Source organism: Citricoccus muralis (assembly GCF_029637705.1).
Taxonomy (GTDB): Bacteria; Actinomycetota; Actinomycetes; order Actinomycetales; family Micrococcaceae; genus CmP2.
This window is the reverse complement of the sequence record NZ_CP121252.1, coordinates 2,866,586-2,885,506: the sequence shown is the minus strand read 5'-3', so window position 1 is coordinate 2,885,506 and position 18,921 is coordinate 2,866,586. Positions and strand designations below refer to the sequence as shown.

Here is an 18,921-nt window from a genome sequence, read left to right as displayed (position 1 = left end):
AAAGGAACCGCAGATGGCACAGTCACTGCAGGACGTTCTGGACTCCTCCGGCAACGTCGTCGAGCGTCTCCGTAACTCGAAGATCGGCGCCTACATCTACCCCGTGGTCGCCCCGGAATTCAGCAACTGGCGTTCGGAGCAGCGCGCCTGGCGTGAGACCGCCGTGCTCTTCGACCAGTCCCACCACATGGACAACCTGATCCTGCGCGGTGCTGATGCGATCAACCTCATCTCGGACACCGCTATCAACTCGGTGGCCAACTTCTCCGTGAACAAAGCGAAGCAGTACGTGCCGACCACCCCGGCCGGTCACGTCATCGGCGACGGCATCATCTTCCGCCAGGAAGAAGACGAGATTGTCTACGTGGGCCGCGCCCCCTCGACCAACTGGCTGTTGTTCAACGCCGAGCGCAACGGCTACAAGAATCTCGAGATCATCGAGGACCGCCGCTCGCCGTCGCGCCCCATGGGCAAGCCGGTCAAGCGTGAGTACTACCGCTTCCAGATCCAGGGCCCGCGTGCCTGGGAGATCATCGAGAAACTGCACGGCGGCGAGCTCGAGCAGCTGAAGTTCTTCAACATGTCCTGGATGAACATCGACGGCACCCAGGTCCGCACCCTGCGCCACGGCATGTCCGGCGCGCCGGGTCTGGAGATCTGGGGTCCCTACGCCGACTACGATCGCATCCGCGACGTCATCCTCGCCGCCGGCGAAGAATTCGGCATGCTGGCTGTCGGCTCCCGCGCCTACCCCTCCAACACCCTGGAGTCCGGCTGGATTCCCTCGCCCCTGCCCGCCATCTACACCGGTGACGGGATCATGGCCGAGTACCGTGCCTGGCTCGGCGCTGACTCCTACGAGGCCAACAACGCGGTGGCCGGCTCTTTCGTTTCGGACAACATCGAGGACTACTACCTCACCCCGTGGGAGCTGGGCTACGGCTCGTTCGTGAAGTTCGACCATGACTTCATCGGCCGCGAGGCCCTGGAGAAGATCGACCCGGCCACCCAGCGCAAGAAGGTCACCTTGGCCTGGGACAACGCTGACATCCAGCGCATCCAGTCCTCGCTGTACACCGACGGTGAGGAGCTGCCCTTCAAGTACTTCGACCTGCCGCTGGCCAACTATGGTTCGTCGAACTACGACAAGGTCATCGACGCCGACGGCAATGTGGTCGGCTTCTCCATGTTCACCGGTTACTCCGCGAACGAGAAGCGCGCCCTGTCCCTGGCCATCATCAACCATGACGTGCCCGAGGGTGCACAGCTCAAGGTCGTCTGGGGCGAGGAGGACGGCGGCACCGCCAAGACCACCGTCGAGCCGCACCAGCAGACCGAAGTCACCGTGACCGTCTCCCCGGTTCCGTACTCCGCGGTGGCCCGCGAGCAGTACCAGACCGGCTGGCGCACCAACTACGAGAGCTGATCTAACTCAGTAACGACGACGGCGCCTCACCTATCCGGTGGGGCGCCGTTGTGGTTAACGCGCAACGGTAGGTTCTCTGGTCGTGAGGATGACATATAAAAGGTGTCGCGCGGCTCGTTGGAAGTGTGTGGAGAAATCTCACCGGTGGGCCCGTGAGCCTCTTCACCTTCGGATGGATCAGTCCAACATTCTTGGCGCTTCTCCTGTACGCGGTCTCACCTCATGACGTGCATTCTTTGATGTCTCGGGTTCCACGCGGATGATCTTGAGTGGCGGAAGGCCACTTCCCGGCGCTGGGGTGAGTAGAAACGCAAGAACCCCCGGTCATGCCGGGGGTTCGCGGTCTGCAGGACCTCACGAGCATCCCCCTCAGGATGCATGGGGCCCTGCGTGACAGACTCTAACAGTCGAAATGCTGCGCGTCAGTGCTTCGCTTGGAAGTCCTGGATCCAGTCGGCGGTGGTCTTCATACCGCCGAAGGTGTAGAAGTGCAGCTTCACGTCGCCGTGGGCCGGGGTGAGGCCGGCGTCGAGTTGGTTGATCATCTTGTCTGGGCCGGCGGTGCCCAGCAGGTTGGTCAACGAGAATCCGTACTTCTTGGCGATGCCAGCCGAGGTGGAGACGCCGAAGCGCTTGGCGTAGTTCAGCAGGCGCTTGATGCCGGCTGGGCCGGGGACACCGATACGGATCGGCAGGTCGATGCCGCGGGAGCGAACCTCTTCGATCCAGGTGAACACCGGGTCGACGTCGAAGCCGAACTGGGTGAGGATCGTGCCGTTGAGCCCCTGTTCTTTAAGGGAGGCGTCCTTCTGCTCCAGTGCCTCCCAGAGCTGGGCGTCGCTGATATCGGGATGGCCCTCGGGGTAGCCGGCGATGGAGATCTGCGTGAATCCATACTGCTTCGGCAACCCCGAGGAGATCAGGTCGGCGGAGGACGCGTACGGGCCCATGGGCTCGGACGGGTCGCCGCCGACGGCAAACATGTGCTCGCCACCCACACGGTCGCGCAGAGCACCCAGGAATTCCTCCAGCTCGGCCTGTGAACTCAGGCGCCGCGCGGAGACGTGGGGGACCGGGATGAATCCGGCGTCCCGCACCGCGGTGGCCGCAGTCACGCGCATCTCCAGGTCTTCGTTGCCCAGGAAGGTGACATTGATGCGGGTGCCGGGGCGGATGGAGTCGCGCGCCTCGGCGAGGGCGTCGACGTCCTTCCCGGTCATCTCCAGGGAGGGGTCGGTCATCACGGAATCGGACATGCCGGACGTTTCGGTCATGGGAGCCTCATTTCTTATGTGCGTACGACGTGGTCTGCGTCACTCTCCTCGAGCCTACAATAACTATCTCTTTAGGTATAGGGGTTCGGCGTGGTTCGTTGGACGGCAATTTACCGGGCTTTTACACGGGCACAGTGCGACGGAAACACGGGCTTGCCAGGATGGACGCGTGCCTGGAACACCGGGTACGACGTGAATAACTCTGATCCCTCATTCGAGGAAAGGTGAACTCCATGATTTCTGGACTTCTTAACGACGTGTTGGCACTGGCTGGCGGAATTACTGGCGATCTCGGCGCATTCCTGGTCGATCTCGTCTCTTCGCTGGGCCTCTAGGCTGCACGTTCCCGTCAAGAACGCACCAGAGCAGGAATGCACCTATTGCGGCAGACAGCACCGGGGCGCCATATCTGGATAGATATGGCGCCCCGGTGCTGAGGTCGTTGGCTCGGGGTGATCCGAGTCGGCGGGGTTACTTCTTGGAGCCGTGGTGCAGCCCGGCCGCGATCTCCTCGTCAGAGACGGGGTTGCCGAGTTCCTTCAGCGGCGTCTTAAAGGTCTCGCGGGCCGTGATGGCGCCGATGAACGCCAGGGCCGAGCAGATCACCACGAGCCAAGCGGCCGGGTGCCAATTGGCGATCACGGTGATGCTCTCCATCTGGCCGAACTCGTTGACGACTTCCTCCGTGCGCTCTCCGGCGAGGGCCGAGGCGATCATCGGGGTGAAGCCGGAGAGCATGATGCCGACCTGCAGGCTGACCGCCATGCCCGAGTAGCGCACCTTGCGGTTGTACAGCTCGGAGAACCAGGACGGGTAGACGCCGTTGGACATCACGTAGGTGCCGGCCAGCAGGGCGATGGTAGCGACGAAGATACCGGGGACATTGCCGGTCTCCAGGACCGAGAAGTAGATCCAGATCATGATTGCCGAACCCACGATGCCAATGATGAAGGTCGGCTTGCGGCCGATCTTGTCCGAGAGGAAGGCGGCGGCAGGGGTGGTAAAGATGGCGATGACGTTGGCGACCACGGTCACCCACAGCATCGTCGTCGGGGACACACCCTGGGAGACTCCGTAGGCCAACCCGAACGCCTGGACCAGCGTGTTGGTTACGGCCTGCAGGCCCATCACGGACACCTGGAAGAACTGGGCCGGGTGGGTTTTGATCATGACCAGGAAGGGAGCCTGTTCTTTCTTGCCGGCCTTTTCCTGCTCTTCGCGCTCGGCCTGAACTTCCTGGAAGTCCTCGGGCTCTTCGAGGTGGGTGCGGACCCACAGGGCGGCGGCGAGCACCAGGATGGAGAGCAGGAACGGAATGCGCCAGCCCCAGGAGTGCAGCGCCTCGTCGTCGAGAGCGGAGACGGGGATGAAGGCCAGTGAGGCCAGGGTGATGCCCGCGGCGATGCCGGACATGGACAGCGAGGGGAAGAATCCGCGCAGTCCGACCGGGGATTCCTCGGTGGTCAGGGTGGACGCGCCGGCGATTTCCGCGCCGGCGGACATGCCCTGAGCCAGGCGCATGAGCACCAGGATGATCGGGGCCCAGATTCCGATGGTCTCGTAGCTGGGGATCAGGCCGATAATGAAGGTGGCGGCACCCATCAAGACGAGGGTGATGACCAGGACGTTCTTACGGCCCACGCGGTCGCCGAGGTGGCCGAAGAAGATGGCGCCGAAGGGGCGGGCGACGTAGGCGACGCCGAGGGTGGCGAAGGAGGCCACCAATGCGACGGGACCTTCGGCCTCCGGGAAGAAGACCTGCCCGAAGACCAGCGACGCGGCGGTGGCGTAGATGAAGAAGTCGTAGTACTCGAGCGCGGCGCCGAGGAAGGCGGAGAAGCCAGCCTTCTTGGCGCGGCGCATGCGCTCAGCCTGCTCGGCTTCGCTGATGTTGTCCGTGGCCATCAGGTTGGCCTCGGTGGTGCTCGGCTGCCCGTTGAGACCGGTTGCAGTCGACGAGGTGTTCTCGTTCATGATCTGTCGTGACTTTCCGTGCGGCTGCATGCGCAGCGGTCCGCAATCCTCATGCATAGGCGGTGGCGCTGCAGTATGCAAGCGTTTGCAATTGCTTGCAGAGGACGGTGTGATTGCCCTCACTGGAGAAGTACTTTAGCCGACGTGACCTGGGTGACGTCAATTCGTCTCGCGGTGAAAATCTCGAGATTCCGCGGGAATCCGCCGTGATTTGCGCCTCGATCAGACTGTGAGTTTGCCCACGTCAGCTGCGACGCTGGTCACCTTCGGGGGTTGATGATCGGAACCGGCTGGGTGAGCGGTTCGGTGCGGCGCTGCCCGAGCGCGGCACCGGGAACGCGCCAGCGAAACTTCAGCGCCAGCAGGCGGGTGGTGAAGACCAGGACCACGATGGTGAGTCCGGACCAGGTGCTATACCAGCCCAGGGAATCGAGTGCGGCCACGAGCGCGGCACCGAACAGGGCGGGGACGGCATAGACGCCGCGGGGGTCGAAAAGGTCGGGAACCTGGTTGGCGACGACGTCGCGCAGTAGACCCCCGACGACACCGGTCGTGGTGCCCAGCAGTGCGGCGGAGGCGGGGTGGGCGCCGGCTTCCAAAGCAATCTGGGTGCCGGTGACGCAGAAGAGCGCCAGTCCGGCGGCGTCGAAGACCAGCAGGGTGCGGCGCAGCCGGTCAGGTTGTACCGCACGCAGGTAGACCGCGAGCACGGCTATGACCACCGGGACGAGGTAGATCGGCTGGGCGAAGGCGTTCGGGACGCCGTCGTTGAGAATCACATCCCGCACCACGCCACCGCCGAGCCCGGCCAGGGACGCCAGCAGCAGGGAGCCCACCACATCGAAACGCCGGCGCGCGGCGAGCAGGGCCCCGGAGACGGCGAAGAACAGCACGCCGATCAGGTCAGCGAGCTGCAGAGCGCTGGGCAGATACGACGCGATCAGTTCGACGTCCACCGGTTGAGGGTCCGCTCAGCGCGTCAGCCGTCGGCGTGCTCGTGTGCGAGCCGCGCTGCCAGGCCGGTGTAGGTGTCCGGGGTGAGTGCGAGCAGACGCTGTTCGGCAGCTTCGGACAGTCCCAGGGAGCCGACGAATTCGCGCATTCGCTCGGCGTCGACGCGGTGTCCGCGGGTGAGTTCCTTGAGCCGCTCGTAGGGGTTGTCCATGCCGGGCACGCCGTTGAGAGCCTCGGCGCGCATGACCGTCTGGATGGCCTCGCCGAGCACCTCCCAGTTGGTGTTGAGGTCTTCGGCGAGCACGCCGGCGGCCACCTGGAGCTGGCCCATGCCCTTGGTCACGTTGGACAGTGCGAGCGCGGAGTGCCCCAGAGCCACGCCGATATTGCGCTGCGAGGTGGAGTCGGTGAGGTCACGCTGCCAGCGGGATTCCACCAGGGTGGCGCCCAGCGAGTTCAGCAGCGCGGTAGAGAGCTCCAGGTTCGCCTCGGCGTTTTCGAAGCGGATCGGGTTCACCTTGTGCGGCATGGTGGAAGATCCGGTGGCGCCAGCCACGGGGATCTGCGCGAAGTAGCCGATGGAGATGTAAGACCAGACGTCCACGCAATAGCCGTGCAGGATGGTGTTGAAGCGGGCGATGTCGGCGTAGAGCTCGCCCTGCCAGTCGTGGGATTCGATCTGGGTGGTCAGCGGGTTGAAGGTCAACCCCAGGTGCTCGACGAAGGTGCGGGCGACCTCGGGCCAGTCGGCGTCGGGGGCGGCCACGGTGTGGGCGGCGTAGGTGCCGGTGGCGCCGTTGATCTTGCCCAGGTACTGCTGGGATTCCACGCGGGCGAGCTGGCGGTTCAGCCGGTGCACGAACACGGCGAGTTCCTTGCCCAGGGTGGAGGGTGTGGCGGGCTGGCCGTGGGTGCGCGAGAGCATGGGGGTGTCAGCCGCGGCGCGGGCTGCGGCGGCGATGGCCCCCACGGCCTTGCGGGCGGCGGGCAGCCAGACCTGCTGAACGGCGTCGCGAATGCCGACGGCGTAGGAGAGGTTGTTGATGTCTTCGGAGGTGCAGGCGAAGTGCACCAGCGGCTTCAGCGCGCCCAGGCCCAGTCCTTCGAGGCGGTTGCCGATGAAGTACTCGACCGCCTTGACGTCGTGCACGGTGACTGCTTCGATCTCGGCGAGTTCTGTGACTTCTGCCGGACCGAAATCGGTGACGATGGCGCGCAGTCCGGCGCGCTGCTCGTCAGTGAGCGGGGACAGCCCGGGGAGCACCTGGTGGTCGGCGAGGTGGATGAACCACTCGATTTCGACGTGGATGCGGTTGCGGTTCAGCGCGGCCTCGGAAAGGTGGTCGCTGAGATCGGCGACGGCGGCGCGGTAGCGGCCATCCAGCGGACCGAGCGGGATGTTCGCGTCAGCGAGGCGGACACGACCGGTGGAAGCAACAGAAGCATCAGAGACAGATTCAGGCATAGCCATATTGTTCCATCATGGGCGGTCCTGCGTGAACACATCCCCCAGGCGGGCCCATTCATTGCGGCCCAGGCGCGTCACCGGGTCTAACAGAGCGGGATCCGGCAGCGCTCGGCCGCGGTCGTCGGCGCGCAGGGCGGTCTCGTCGATGCGCACGTGCAGCACCTGCCCGAAGAACACGGTGGCATCACCCACGTCTTCGGCGCGGTGCAGCTGGCATTCCAGTATGGCCGGGGACTCAGCGACGCCCGGCGCGCTGACGGAGTGCGAGGGCAGCGGGGTGAGTTCGGCGTCGTCGAATTCTGACGATTCCGGGCCTAACCGGGCTGAAGTGCGGTTCGCCTGAGTGCGCAAGGGCCACGACACCAGTGACACCGTGAATTCCCCGGTGGCCAACACATTGGTGGCGGTGTCTTTGAGGGTGCCGACAAGGCGGGTGGCGGAGAACAGGATGATCGGCGGGTCCGCGGAGACCATGGTGAAGTACGAGTGCGGGGCCAGGTTGGTCACCCCGTCGCTGGACACGGTGCCCACCCAGGCGATGGGGCGCGGAATCACCACAGATTTCAGCAGCAATCCCGCCTCACGGGGGTCCATCTCGGAGAGTCGGTGGTCGCGGTGTTCAGGCAAGGTCATGGTTCTCAGTGTGCGCGACTCCTCCACCGCGGCGCCAGTGACGCATGTTGTCCACATTCTCGGCGACCGTGAGACCGGGCGATGGTGGTGGTGACGAAGGCTGGGAGGCGAGCAACGCAAGGGGCGGACGTGGAGGAGGAGATCATGATCGGAGCGTCATTCGGAGAGGTGGAGCAGCAGGTGGCGCAGGTCCCGTTGCAGGCGTGGGCGATGGCGGGCCGGGCCATGTGTGAGCCGTTGGCGCCGTGGGTGGCACTGCCGAGCACTCAGGCGGAGCGAAGCTTGGTCCAGTTGGAGGCCGGGCTGGCCGAGCTGGGGGTGCTGGCCGATCGGCTGCGCGCGGTGCAGACCGGCATCGAGCAGATGTGCCAGCGGATCCTGGCCGTCTCACAGTTGGACTGGCGTTCGCCGGCGGGGCAGGCTTTCGCCGAAAAGGCGCTGCGGGTGCGGGGACGGGCTGACGAATTGGCGCAGCAGGCGGAAGAATCGGCCGCACTGGCCCGGGTGGGGCTCGAGGAAATCCAGCAGCGGATGATCCGGATGCGTCAGTTGATCACGGCGGCGAAGGCAGCGGTGGCATCGGTGGCGACGATGGGGCAGTGCTGATGACCACGGTGCTGGGCGGGCACACCAGTCTGCACGCGAATTTTGAGGAACTGCAGCGCGGGGCGGTGCTGCTGGATGCCTGCGTTTCCGACGCCGAGGCGATGGGAGCGCGGGTGGCCGGCTGGGGTGCTGCCTCATCCCTGATTACCTGGTCGGCACCCTCGGGCAGCTTGCTCTTGGCGCGCGTGGCGAGCGTGTCGACCGGGTTGGTGACGTTGGGAACGCAGTTGGCGGGGCTGCATCGGGGCGTGGTGGCCTCGATTGAGGCGTACCGGACGGTGGAGTCCGCCGTGACCAAGAGCATCGACGCGCTGATGTTGCCTGCCTCGGCGGGGCAGCTCGCACTGGATCTGGCGCGGGGCGCCCCGCTGCGTACGGCGGATCTGGAGCGAGTGCTCTCCCACGGCCCCCGTGCCCTGGCCGGAGTGCTCAACGGAGTGTTCCCGGGGGCCAGTCATCTGCTCGGGGTGGCCACGGTCACCGCGGTGGGGATGGGCCGGATCGATGCCTGGGCACAAAGTTCCGGGCCGCTGGAGTCGACCGACCCGCGGACCCGGAATGAGCGCATGTGGCAGACCCTTTCCGGGGCGGTGTCTGCGGCAGGCGTATTGCAGCTGGGCGGATATCAGGTGCAACGGTCGGCGGCGCCGTCTCATGAGTCGGTGTCGGACGGGTCGATGACGTGGCTGACCCAGAACCTACGCCACACCTTCGAGGACACCGCGGGTTCCTCGGCGTTGGGCGTGACCCGCATTGATGCGTCCGACGGGCAACCGACCTGGGTGGTGGCGATCCCGGGCACCCAGTTCGGCTCGGTCAACACCACCGACTCCGTGGAAATATGCACCCCAGAAGAGACGGGGCTCGGCGCGTTACTGTCGTCGGTGGAGCACGAGGATAACGCCTGGGGTGCCTCCGGGGTGCGGGAGGCGATGGCGCTGCGCTCGCAGCACGTGGTGACCGCCGTGGACGAGGCGCTCGTGGCGGCCGGCGCCCAGCCGGGGGAGCGCATCGTGACGGTGGGGTACAGCCAGGGCGGATCCCATGCGGTGAATGTGGCGACGGATCCGCGCATCGCCGAGGTCTACGACGTCGACACGGTGGTCACCTACGGTGGGCTTTCGGCCAATGTGGAGTTGCCCGACGATGTGGTGGCCCTGCACTTGGAGCATGAGGAAGACGTCGCCATCGCACTGGACGGGGCGCCCAACCCGGTGGGGATGCAGCGCACCACGGTGATGTTTTCCGGCTATACCCCCGAGATGGAAGCCTCCGGTGACTCACCCCAAGAGGCCGGATTCTTCGGCGCCGCCCACGGATTCGACACCTACACCCACCATGTGGAGACCTCGCTGCAGGATCCGGGCGTCGTCGAGCAGATTCATCCGACCCTGGATCATCTGATGGCGGTGACGGCGGGCCCTGCGGTGGCGACGGCGTTTACCTTGCGCCGTGAGAAACCCGATCCGCCGCGGAACCCGTTGTCTGGTTCCAGCTCTTCTCTACCTCCCACGCGCGCGCACTGAGATGTCCTGGAGCAGCGGGCCCGTCGGGAGCATTTGCTCAGGCGCGTACCGGGGCCGTGATGGCCGCAATGAAGCGGTTGGCGATCGCGGAGACGAGTGAGATCACCAGGGCGGCAAACAGGGCGGCCCAGAATCCGGAGATGTCGAGCTGGAACGGAAACAACAGGTTGGACAGCCAGGCGGTCAACGCAAGCATCGCGGCGTTGATCACCAGGGTGAACAACCCCAGGGTCAGGCAGGTGATGGGCAGGGAAAGGAAAGCGACCACGGGGCGAACGGTCGCGTTGATCACGCCGAAAATCAGTGCGAGAACACCGACCGCCAGTGCAGCGGTGCCGGTGTCGCGGTCGGCGCCGATGGGTGCGCCATCGTGTAGCAGTTGGAAGCCGGGAATGATCCAGAGAGCGGCGGCGAAGCCGAGGCCGGTCGCCAGGATGCGAAGAAGGAAGCTCATGCCCTCTATCGTTCCATGGCTGACCGGCCCCACGGCAAGTGGTGGTGGATCAGCCCTCGACCAGCACGCCGTCGAAGAACCCGGCGAGTTCATCGTGGGCGCTTAGTGGCAGCACCGCGGAGACGTACTGGTCCGGGCGGACTACCACGATGGCGCCGTCGCGGGAGATGCCGCGGGCTTCGAAAATGTCGTCGTCGGCGAGCGTGCCGAAGATCTTGTTCCGGTTCTCCAGCCGGAACGGACCCACCCGCGGGCGAAACACCTCCGGGACGTCGGTGGTCTGCAGGTCATGGTGGGACTGCTGGTAGATCACTTTCAGATCGAACAGCGAATCGTCATCCGTGCCGGCCCGAGTGTACTTCGCCACCGGTGAGGCCGGATCCTCGGCCAGCCAGCGAGCCAGGTCGTTGACCTGCGAGTCTTCGGTGGGTGCCGGAGCGTCGGCGAAGACGTAGATCCGCCAGCGACCGTCGGCCTCGGCCAGGTGCCCCAGGTGCAGCGGGTTGGTGTCGGACACTCGGGCTACCCGGGCCGACTTGAACCGCTTGCCGACCGGGAATCCGGTGGCTAGCTCCTGGTGCTCGGTGCCCAGGGTCAGCTCGGAGGGCTTGTACTCCGTCATGAACCCGGCGGGAAATTCAGCCGTCTTCATGTAGAAGTCCTCCAAATAGGAGGGCTCCGGTAGGTCCTCCGGCTTCGCGGCCATCAGCGACGACCACTCCTTATCGAAATCGATGAGGTTCTGCGCGATCTCCTGACGCTCACCGGAGTAGGTGTGCAGCAGCGATTCGGCGGAGCGCCCGGAGAGCACCTGGCCCAGTTTCCATCCCACGTTGAAACCGTCCTGCATGGACACGTTCATGCCCTGGCCGGCCTTGGCGGAGTGGGTGTGGCAGGCGTCGCCGGTGATGAAGACCCGCGGGGTGACGGTGTCTTCCTCGCCCTCGGCGACGTCGTCGAACTTGTCGGTGACGCGGTGGCCGACCTCGTAGACGGACCACCAAGCGGTCTCCTTCACCTCCACCGTGTAGGGGTGCATGATCTTGTTGGCACGCGCCACGATCTCGTCGTGCGGAGTGTTGCGGACGGCGCGGTTGTCGTCCTGGGACACTTCGCCGAGGTCGACGTAGAGCCGGAACAGGTGCCCGCCCTCGCGGGGGATGAGCAGGATGGAGCCGCCGTCGTGGGACTGGATGGCGCACTTGGTGCGGATGTCCGGGAAATCGGTGTCGGCCAGGATGTCGAGCACACCCCAGGCGTGGTTGGCGACGTCTCCGATAGCTTTGCGGCCGATGCCGTCGCGGACCTTGGACCGGGCGCCATCGGCCCCCACCAGGTACTTGGTGCGCACCACACGCTCATCGCCTTCGCGTTCGCCGGCGGTGCAGCGCAAGGTGGCGGCGACCGGGTACTCCTGGCTGCGATCGATCTCCAGGGAGACGAACTCGTAGCCGAAATCAGGGGTGAGCCGGGTGGGGGCGTTATAGGCAGCCTCGGCGAAGTAGTCGAGCACGCGGGCCTGGTTGACAATCAGGTGCGGGAATTCGGACACACCCTCCGGGTCATCCGGGGTGCGGGCCGAACGGTAGATCTCCCGCGGGTTCTCGGGGTTCGGCTTCCAGAAGTTCATCTCAGTCAGCCAGTAGGCCTCGGAGATGATGCGCTCGGCGAAGCCGAAGGCCTGGAAGGTCTCGACCGAACGGGCCTGGATGCCGTCGGCCTGACCGATCTCCAGGCGGTGGGGGCGACGATCGATGATCCGGGTGTGCACCTCGGGGTAGGCGGCCAAAGTGGCGGCCGTGGACATGCCGCCGGGGCCGGTGCCGACGATCAGCACGTCCATCTCGTCGGGAAGCTCTTCGGGTCGATCCAGGCCCGTCCCGGCCGCCGGTTTGATGCGCGGGTCGGTGGAGACATAGCCCTGGTGGTGGAAATGCATGGTTGGTGCGCTCCTGAGATCGAAGGGGTTGTTCTATAGTTGAACACTGTGTTCTACTAAAGAACATTACTGATGAGAGTACCGTCACGTGATCGCGATCACAAGGCCTTGTGGCGATCTCACATGCTGACCACCGACCTGTCGTGAACCAAGGAGCCCTCATGAGCGCGAACGCCGCACCTTCCCAGACCCTGGCTCGCGGGGTGCGACTGCTGAAGCTGGTCGCCGAGGCGCCCGTCGCGCCCACCATTGCCGAGGTCTCCGAGCAGATGGGCGTGCACCGTTCGATCGTCTACCGGATTTTGCGCACATTGGAGCAGGAGGCGCTGCTGCGTCGGGATGACACTGGTCGGATTCGCCCCGGTATTGGCTTGGCACCCCTGGCTCTGGCGGTGGAATCTAGCGTGCAGGCGGCAGCACTGCCGGTGCTCACCGAGGTGGCTAACGAGCTGGACATGTCCGCTTTTATTGCGGTCGCCGAGCATGGCGACTGCTACACCCTGGTGACCGTGGAGCCGGCTCGGGCGCACGCGGTGACCCAGCGCCCCGGCACTCGTCACCCCCTGGAGCGCGGGGCACCTGGACTCGTGGTGCTCAGCCAGCTCGACGAGGCTGCGGTGACCGAGATGAACCTCGATGCGGAGCGGCTGGAACGCCTGGAGCGCATGCGCGAGACCGGCTACGCCACCTCCGGCAATGAGGTGATCCCGGGGGTTTCGGCCATTGCGGTGCCGTTGCAGATGCCGGGGCAACTACCCGCTGCGCTCGCCGTCGTGTATCCGACCCAAGACAAGGACATCGAGGCCGTGGCCGCCCGATTGCATCGAGGTGCCGAACAAGTGCGCGCCCGCCTCGGCGATCACTCCTGAGCCTGACCAACTGGTCAGTTATTGTGACGGGCATTACTCTGGTCTCATGAGCACTTCCACCACTGATGCCGTCTACCCGCGCCCGGTGCTGGGGCAGATGCCGCCCTACGCTGCTGGTAAGCCCCCCGCCGTGATCGAGGGACTCACCGCCTACAAGCTCTCCTCGAACGAGAACCCCTTCGGCCCGGTGCCGGCCGTGGTGGACGTGATTCGCCGCTACGCGGAGTCGGGTCAGACCTGCCGGTACCCGGAGACCACCTGCTCCGCGCTGCGGGGGCGCATCGGTGAAACTTTTGGGGTCGAGCCCGACGACGTCGTGGCCGGCGCCGGCTCCCTGGGGGCGCTGATGCAAATCATTTCCACCTTCGCCGGGGCGGGCGAGGACGGTCAGAAGGACGAGGTCATCTTCGCCTGGCGCTCGTTTGAGGCCTACCCGATCGTGGTGCGTGCCGCCGGGGCCCAGGACGTACAGGTCCCGCTTACCGCGGACCACCGCCACGATCTGAAAGCCATGACCGCGGCCATCACCGATCGCACCCGCGTGATCCTGCTGTGCACTCCGAACAACCCCACCGGGCCCTCGCTGAGCACCGCCGAGGTGGAGGGTTTCCTGGCCACCGTGCCACCGCACATCATGGTTGTCATCGACGAGGCTTACATCGAATTCAACCGCGCCTCCGACGCTGTCGACGGGGTGGACGTGTACCGCCGGTACCCCAACGTCGTCGTGCTGCGTACTTTCTCCAAGGCCCACGGCCTGGCGAACCTGCGGGTCGGCTACTCCATCTCCCGGCCCGAGATCACCCAGTACCTGCGCGTGATGGCCACCCCCTTCGCTGTGTCCTCGCTCGCGGAACAAGCCGCGATGGCGTCGCTGGATCATCTCGACGAGGTGCAGGAACGCGTGCAGCGGGTGGTGGATGAGCGCGAGCGTGTTGTCGCCTCGCTGCGGGAACTCGGCTTCGAGGTGCCTCAATCGGAAGGCAACTTCTTCTGGCTGCCGCTGGGCGAGCGCACCCCGGAATTGGTGGACACCGCCGGATCTCAGGCGTTGTCGGTGCGCGGATTCGGTACCGAGGGCGCCCGGGTGTCGGTGGGCGAAGTCGAAGCGAACGATCGTCTGCTGCGGATGATGAGTGAGTTCGGCGTCCGCTGAGGTCGGCAACATCACGTGATGCTCGACCGCGGAGGGGGAGAAGACGGTTAAGCTGGAGGATGCCGGCGGGAACCCCCGCGCTCTTCGGCGAGGAAGGAACTGATGGTGTCCGACGCACAGACTGTGCCCCAGCCGCTGCCCCCTGAGGCCGTGCAGCTGATGACCCCGCAGGGCGCGCCGCCGTCCGCGCTCAACGAGGCCTCCGAGCGGTTCCTGCCGTATCTGCAGCGCTTGAATACCGAGGCGGCACAGAACATCTACCGCACCATGGTCACCACCCGCCGTGTGGACCAGGAGGCGACCGCGCTGCAGCGCCAGGGTCAGCTGGTGCTTTGGGTTCCGTCGTCCGGACAGGAGGGTGCCCAGGCGGGTGCTTTGGCCGCGCTGGCCCCGCAGGACTGGATTTTCCCCACCTATCGTGAGCACGCCATGGCCCTGGGTCGGGGGGTCACTCCGCGCGAGCTGTTGCTGCTCTTCCGCGGTGCCGCCCACTCCGGCTGGAACGCCCAGGACTACCGGGTGCACCCCTACACGCTGGTGCTCGCCGCCCAGGCGCTGCACGCCACCGGCTACGCCTGGGGGGTGGGGCTGGACCAGTGCGACTGGACCTCGCAGCAGCGCGCCGAGAACGGTGAAGTGGTGCTGGCCTGCTTTGGCGACGGCGCTTCCTCCGAGGGTGATATTCACGAGTCGATGGTGTTCGCTGCGTCTTACGATGCGCCCGTCGTTTTCTTCTGCCAGAACAACCACTGGGCCATTTCGGTGCCCTTCGAGGTGCAGTCACGCGTGCCGATCGCCCGTCGTGCCGCCGGCTATGGGTTCGACGGCGTCACCGTGGACGGCAACGACCCGCTGGCCACGTACGCCGTGACCGCTTGGGCTGCAGAGCAAGCCCGCTCTGGCACCGGTCCCGTGCTCGTGGAGGCGCACACCTATCGCATGGGCGCGCACACCACCGCGGATGACCCCACTAAATATCGCGGTCGGGACGAAGAACAGAGCTGGTCGGCCCTGGACCCGATCACCCGGATGCGCAGCTACCTGACGGCCCAGGACCTCGGCGACGACGCCTTCTTCTCCGCCGTCGACGAGGAAGCCGAAGATCTGGCCGCGCAAACCCGGCAGGCGGTGGTATCCATGACCGCCGAGACCATCCCGGCGCTCGACGACGTGTTCGCCCACGCCTACGCCGAACCGCACCCCCTGGTGGAGGCCGAGCGGGCCTGGCACCACACCTGGGAAGCCGGATTCGCCGAGACCGAGGGGGAGAACCGATGAGCACCGAGAAGCTCACCATCGCCAAGGCGATTACCGCCGGCCTGGCCGACGAGCTGCGCGCCGATGACAAAACCATGCTGCTCGGTGAAGATATCGGCTCCCTGGGCGGGGTCTACCGGGTGACCGAGGGTCTGAAAGCCGAGTTTGGTGCGCAGCGCGTGGTGGATTCCCCGCTGGCCGAATCCGGCATTATCGGCACGTCCATCGGCCTGGCCATGCGCGGCTACCGCCCGGTGGCAGAGATCCAGTTCGACGGTTTCGTGTTCCCCGGGTTCAACCAGATCACCACGCAGCTGGCGAAAATGCGGGCACGCACCGCGGGCACCCGGCAGGTCCCGGTGACCATCCGCATCCCGTACGGCGGCGGCATCGGCTCGGTGGAGCACCATTCGGAGTCACCGGAAGCACTGTTCGCCCACACCGCGGGGTTGCGCATCCTCACCCCGTCCTCCGCGCATGATGCGTACTGGCTGACTCGCAAGGGCATCCAGTCCCAAGATCCGGTGATCATCTTCGAACCCAAGCGCCGGTACTGGCTCAAGGGCGAGGTGGACCGCGAGAACCCGGGCGCCGCCGACAATCCGTTCATCGCTCAGGTGGTGCGCCGCGGCACCGACGCCACCGTGGTGGCCTGGGGCCCGCTGGTTCCGGTGGCCCTGGCCGCGGCCGAGACGGCAGCCGCTGAGGGCCGCCAGCTCGAGGTGATCGACCTGCGATCGCTCTCACCCATCGACTTTGACGCCCTGGAAACCTCGTTGCGTAAGACCGGCCGCATGGTGGTGGCCCATGAGGCCCCGACCTTCGGCGGACTCGGCGGGGAGATCAGCGCCCGGCTCACCGAACGCGCTTTCCTGGCACTGGAGGCCCCGATCCTGCGGGTCGGCGGCTTCCACCTGCCCTACCCGCCTTCCCGGGTGGAGGAGCAGTACTTGCCCGATCTGGACAAGATTCTCGACGCCGTCGACCGCTTGTTCACCTACTGACCACCCCGGACGCAGCGAGCAGAGAAGAGATAGCTCACATGGAGATTTTCAACCTTCCCGACGTCGGCGAGGGTCTCACCGAGGCCGACATCGCCGAGTGGCGCGTGAACGTGGGCGATACGGTTGCGGTCAACGACGTGCTCGTGGAGATCGAGACGGCGAAGTCCCTGGTCGAGTTGCCCAGCCCCTACGCCGGCACCGTGGTGCAGCGCTTCGCCGAAGAAGGCCAGACCCTCAACGTGGGTGAGCCCCTGATCGGCATTGCTACTGCTGATTCACCGGACACCGACGCTGACTCCGGAACCGCGGCCGCCGCGCAGGTGGGTCCCGACGATGCGGAGACGGCCCAAGACGAGGTGGAACCGGAGCCGGAACCACCAGCATCCAACGAGTCCGAGGCCCTGGTGGGCTCCGGCCCGGTGGCCGACCGCGCCGGTCGCCGTCGTCGCGTCAGCACTGCCGCGCCCGCTGCGTTGGCCCAGCCAGCTGCACCTGTTCAGCCAACCCCGCCGGCCGAACCCGAGCCCGAGCCCGAACCCGAGCCCGCACCGGCACTCGCGGCACCCGCTCGCCCGGCGAACAAGCTGGTCACCAATGTCCGCGAACGCACTGCGGAAGTGGCCGGACTCTGGCAGCGGGTGCTCGCCAAGCCGCCAGTGCGCCGGATCGCCAAGGAGCTCGGCGTCGACCTCACCCAGGTCACCCCCACCGGCGCCTACGGCGAGGTCACCCGCACCGACGTCGAGAATTACCTCAAGGAGCGCGACACCTACATCGAGCAGTCCGCCGGTTTCTGGATGCCCGACACCGGGGATAATGCCCAGCGCACCGAGCGGATCAAGGTCAAGGGGGTGCGCAAGGCCACCGCGAAGGCGATGGTGAAGTCCTACACGGAAGCTCCGCACGTCTCCATCTACGTCGACGTCGACGCCACCCGCACCATGGAATTCGTCAAGCGGCTCAAAGACAACCCCGACTTCGAGGGCGTGAAGGTCACCCCGCTGCTGATCCTGGCCAAAGCGGTGATCTGGGCCGCGGCGCGGAATCCGCACGTCAACGCCTCGTGGACCGACGAAGAGATCCTCGTCAAGCACTACATGAACCTCGGCATCGCCGCCGCCACCCCGCGTGGGCTGCTGGTGCCCAACATCAAGAACGCCCACGAGATGTCGCTGCGCGAGCTCGCCCACGCGCTCTCCACGCTGACCAAGCGCGCCCGCGACGGCAAGATGCAGCCCGCCGACATGTCTGACGGCACCATCTCCATCACCAACATCGGCGCCCTAGGCATTGACACCGGCACCCCCATCCTTAACCCCGGGGAAGTGGCTATCGTCGCCTTCGGCACCATCCGGCAGAAACCCTGGGTGGTCTCCGGGGAGGTCATCCCGCGTTGGATCACCACCCTGGGCGGATCCTTCGACCACCGTGTGGTAGACGGAGACCTCTCCGCCCGGTTCATGGCGGACGTGGCTGCGATCATGGAGGAGCCGGCTCTGCTGCTCGACTGAGCCGCTGCGACCATGACCGCCCCCGACACCACTCTGGACCGGCTGATCCGGATCCTCGAGGCCTTCGACGCCACCGCGCCGCAACTCACGGTGGCGGAGCTGGCCGTGCGAGCGGATCTGCCGCTGCCCACGGCGTATCGCTGGGTGGAGCGGCTGCACGGCTCCGGGCTGCTGCGTCGCCACCGAGACGGCACGGTGGGCCCCGGGTTGCGGCTGTGGGAGCTGGCCGCGCGCTCCTCGCCCACCTCTTCGCTGCGCGCCGCCGCCATGCCCTACCTCGACGACGTCCACGCGGTGCTGCGCCAACACACCCAGTTGGCGGTGCTCGACGACGACGGTGTGCTCGTGCTCGAGCGGCTCTCCGCGCGCGGGGCCGTAGCCAACCAAGCGACTGTGGCGGGGCGGCTGCCCTTGTTCACCACCTCCATGGGACTCACCCTGCTGGCGTTTTCCCGCCCGCACATCGCCGAAACCCTGATCGAGCGCCACCAGCACCGCCTGGGCATGCCGGTACGCCGCCCGGCCGGCGAACACGGCACCGCCGTCGGCGTGGTCAACCCCACCGAACCCGAGCTGCGCGCCCTGCTGGCCGAGGTGCGCCGCACCGGCTACGCCACCGTGCACGGCCGCCTCGATGTCGACACTACCGGCGTGGCCGTGCCCATCGAGCTGTCCCACCGCACCGCCGTCGGCGCCGCTGGCGTGCTCCCTGACGCGGTCGGCCGAGATACCGTGGCCGCCCTCGGCGTCGTCGTGCCCGCCCACTCCGAGCTCGCCCCCGGATTGGCACCCATGCTCATGGCCGCCGCCCGCGGCATCACCCGCACCCTGGCCCAGAACAACGATTCTCACTGAGTAAGAAACCGGGTG

16 protein-coding genes are annotated in these 18,921 nt (G+C 66.2%); 9 read left to right on the top strand and 7 right to left on the bottom strand.

Going from position 1 to position 18,921, the window contains the following annotated elements; genetic code table 11:
• Positions 1-13: 13 nt before the first annotated feature.
• Positions 14-1,426 (top strand): vanillate/3-O-methylgallate O-demethylase, encoded by a 1,413-nt coding sequence (ligM, locus tag P8192_RS13290; RefSeq protein WP_278157485.1) that lies wholly within the window; start codon positions 14-16, stop codon positions 1,424-1,426.
• A 422-nt stretch (positions 1,427-1,848) separates the two neighbouring features.
• Here the strand turns inward: ligM and P8192_RS13285 are convergent, their stop codons facing one another.
• From P8192_RS13285 to P8192_RS13265, 5 genes are all read right to left on the bottom strand, one after another.
• On the bottom strand, positions 1,849-2,700 hold the full coding sequence (locus P8192_RS13285) for a methylenetetrahydrofolate reductase (RefSeq protein WP_278157484.1): 852 nt from the start codon (positions 2,698-2,700) through the stop codon (positions 1,849-1,851).
• Positions 2,701-3,171: 471 nt separating this feature from the next.
• Positions 3,172-4,674 (bottom strand): MFS transporter, encoded by a 1,503-nt coding sequence (locus P8192_RS13280; RefSeq protein WP_278157483.1) that lies wholly within the window; start codon positions 4,672-4,674, stop codon positions 3,172-3,174.
• 260 nt (positions 4,675-4,934) lie between these two features.
• Positions 4,935-5,630: a trimeric intracellular cation channel family protein gene (locus tag P8192_RS13275; protein ID WP_278157482.1), complete on the bottom strand. Its 696-nt coding sequence runs from the start codon at positions 5,628-5,630 to the stop codon at positions 4,935-4,937.
• Positions 5,631-5,653: 23 nt separating this feature from the next.
• Complete coding sequence (gene purB / locus P8192_RS13270; RefSeq protein ID WP_278157481.1) at positions 5,654-7,093, bottom strand: adenylosuccinate lyase; 1,440 nt, start codon at positions 7,091-7,093, stop codon at positions 5,654-5,656.
• A 15-nt stretch (positions 7,094-7,108) separates the two neighbouring features.
• A complete protein-coding gene (locus P8192_RS13265) occupies positions 7,109-7,729 on the bottom strand; it encodes a flavin reductase family protein (RefSeq protein WP_278157480.1) in 621 nt (206 codons plus the stop codon).
• Positions 7,730-7,873: 144 nt separating this feature from the next.
• Here P8192_RS13265 and P8192_RS13260 point away from each other — a divergent pair, with 144 nt between their 5' ends.
• Entirely contained in the window at positions 7,874-8,335 is a 462-nt protein-coding gene (locus P8192_RS13260; RefSeq protein WP_278157479.1) for a hypothetical protein, read from the top strand.
• On the top strand, positions 8,329-9,861 hold the full coding sequence (locus P8192_RS13255) for a hypothetical protein (RefSeq protein WP_278157478.1): 1,533 nt from the start codon (positions 8,329-8,331) through the stop codon (positions 9,859-9,861). The genes P8192_RS13260 and P8192_RS13255 overlap by 7 nt, the downstream gene beginning before the upstream one ends.
• Before the next feature lie 37 nt (positions 9,862-9,898).
• Here P8192_RS13255 and P8192_RS13250 read toward each other — a convergent pair whose 3' ends face one another.
• On the bottom strand, positions 9,899-10,315 hold the full coding sequence (locus P8192_RS13250; RefSeq protein WP_278157477.1) for a phage holin family protein: 417 nt from the start codon (positions 10,313-10,315) through the stop codon (positions 9,899-9,901).
• Positions 10,316-10,364: 49 nt separating this feature from the next.
• Complete coding sequence (locus P8192_RS13245) at positions 10,365-12,254, bottom strand: FAD-binding monooxygenase (RefSeq protein WP_278157476.1); 1,890 nt, start codon at positions 12,252-12,254, stop codon at positions 10,365-10,367.
• A 161-nt stretch (positions 12,255-12,415) separates the two neighbouring features.
• Here P8192_RS13245 and P8192_RS13240 point away from each other — a divergent pair, with 161 nt between their 5' ends.
• The 6 genes from P8192_RS13240 (at position 12,416) to P8192_RS13215 (ending at position 18,906) form a co-directional block, all read left to right on the top strand.
• Positions 12,416-13,123: an IclR family transcriptional regulator gene (locus P8192_RS13240; RefSeq protein ID WP_278157475.1), complete on the top strand. Its 708-nt coding sequence runs from the start codon at positions 12,416-12,418 to the stop codon at positions 13,121-13,123.
• Positions 13,124-13,169: 46 nt separating this feature from the next.
• Positions 13,170-14,279 carry a histidinol-phosphate transaminase gene (locus P8192_RS13235; RefSeq protein WP_278157474.1) on the top strand — a complete coding sequence of 370 codons (1,110 nt, stop codon included), beginning with the start codon at positions 13,170-13,172 and terminating at the stop codon, positions 14,277-14,279.
• A gap of 102 nt (positions 14,280-14,381) precedes the next feature.
• Complete coding sequence (locus P8192_RS13230; RefSeq protein ID WP_278157473.1) at positions 14,382-15,557, top strand: thiamine pyrophosphate-dependent enzyme; 1,176 nt, start codon at positions 14,382-14,384, stop codon at positions 15,555-15,557.
• Entirely contained in the window at positions 15,554-16,540 is a 987-nt protein-coding gene (locus P8192_RS13225; protein WP_278157472.1) for an alpha-ketoacid dehydrogenase subunit beta, read from the top strand. The genes P8192_RS13230 and P8192_RS13225 overlap by 4 nt, the downstream gene beginning before the upstream one ends.
• 38 nt (positions 16,541-16,578) lie before the next feature.
• Positions 16,579-18,051, top strand: a complete 1,473-nt coding sequence (locus P8192_RS13220; RefSeq protein ID WP_278157471.1) for a dihydrolipoamide acetyltransferase family protein — start codon at positions 16,579-16,581, stop codon at positions 18,049-18,051.
• 12 nt (positions 18,052-18,063) lie between these two features.
• Positions 18,064-18,906, top strand: coding sequence for an IclR family transcriptional regulator (locus P8192_RS13215; protein WP_278157470.1), 843 nt, complete (start codon positions 18,064-18,066; stop codon positions 18,904-18,906).
• Positions 18,907-18,921: the final 15 nt, after the last annotated feature.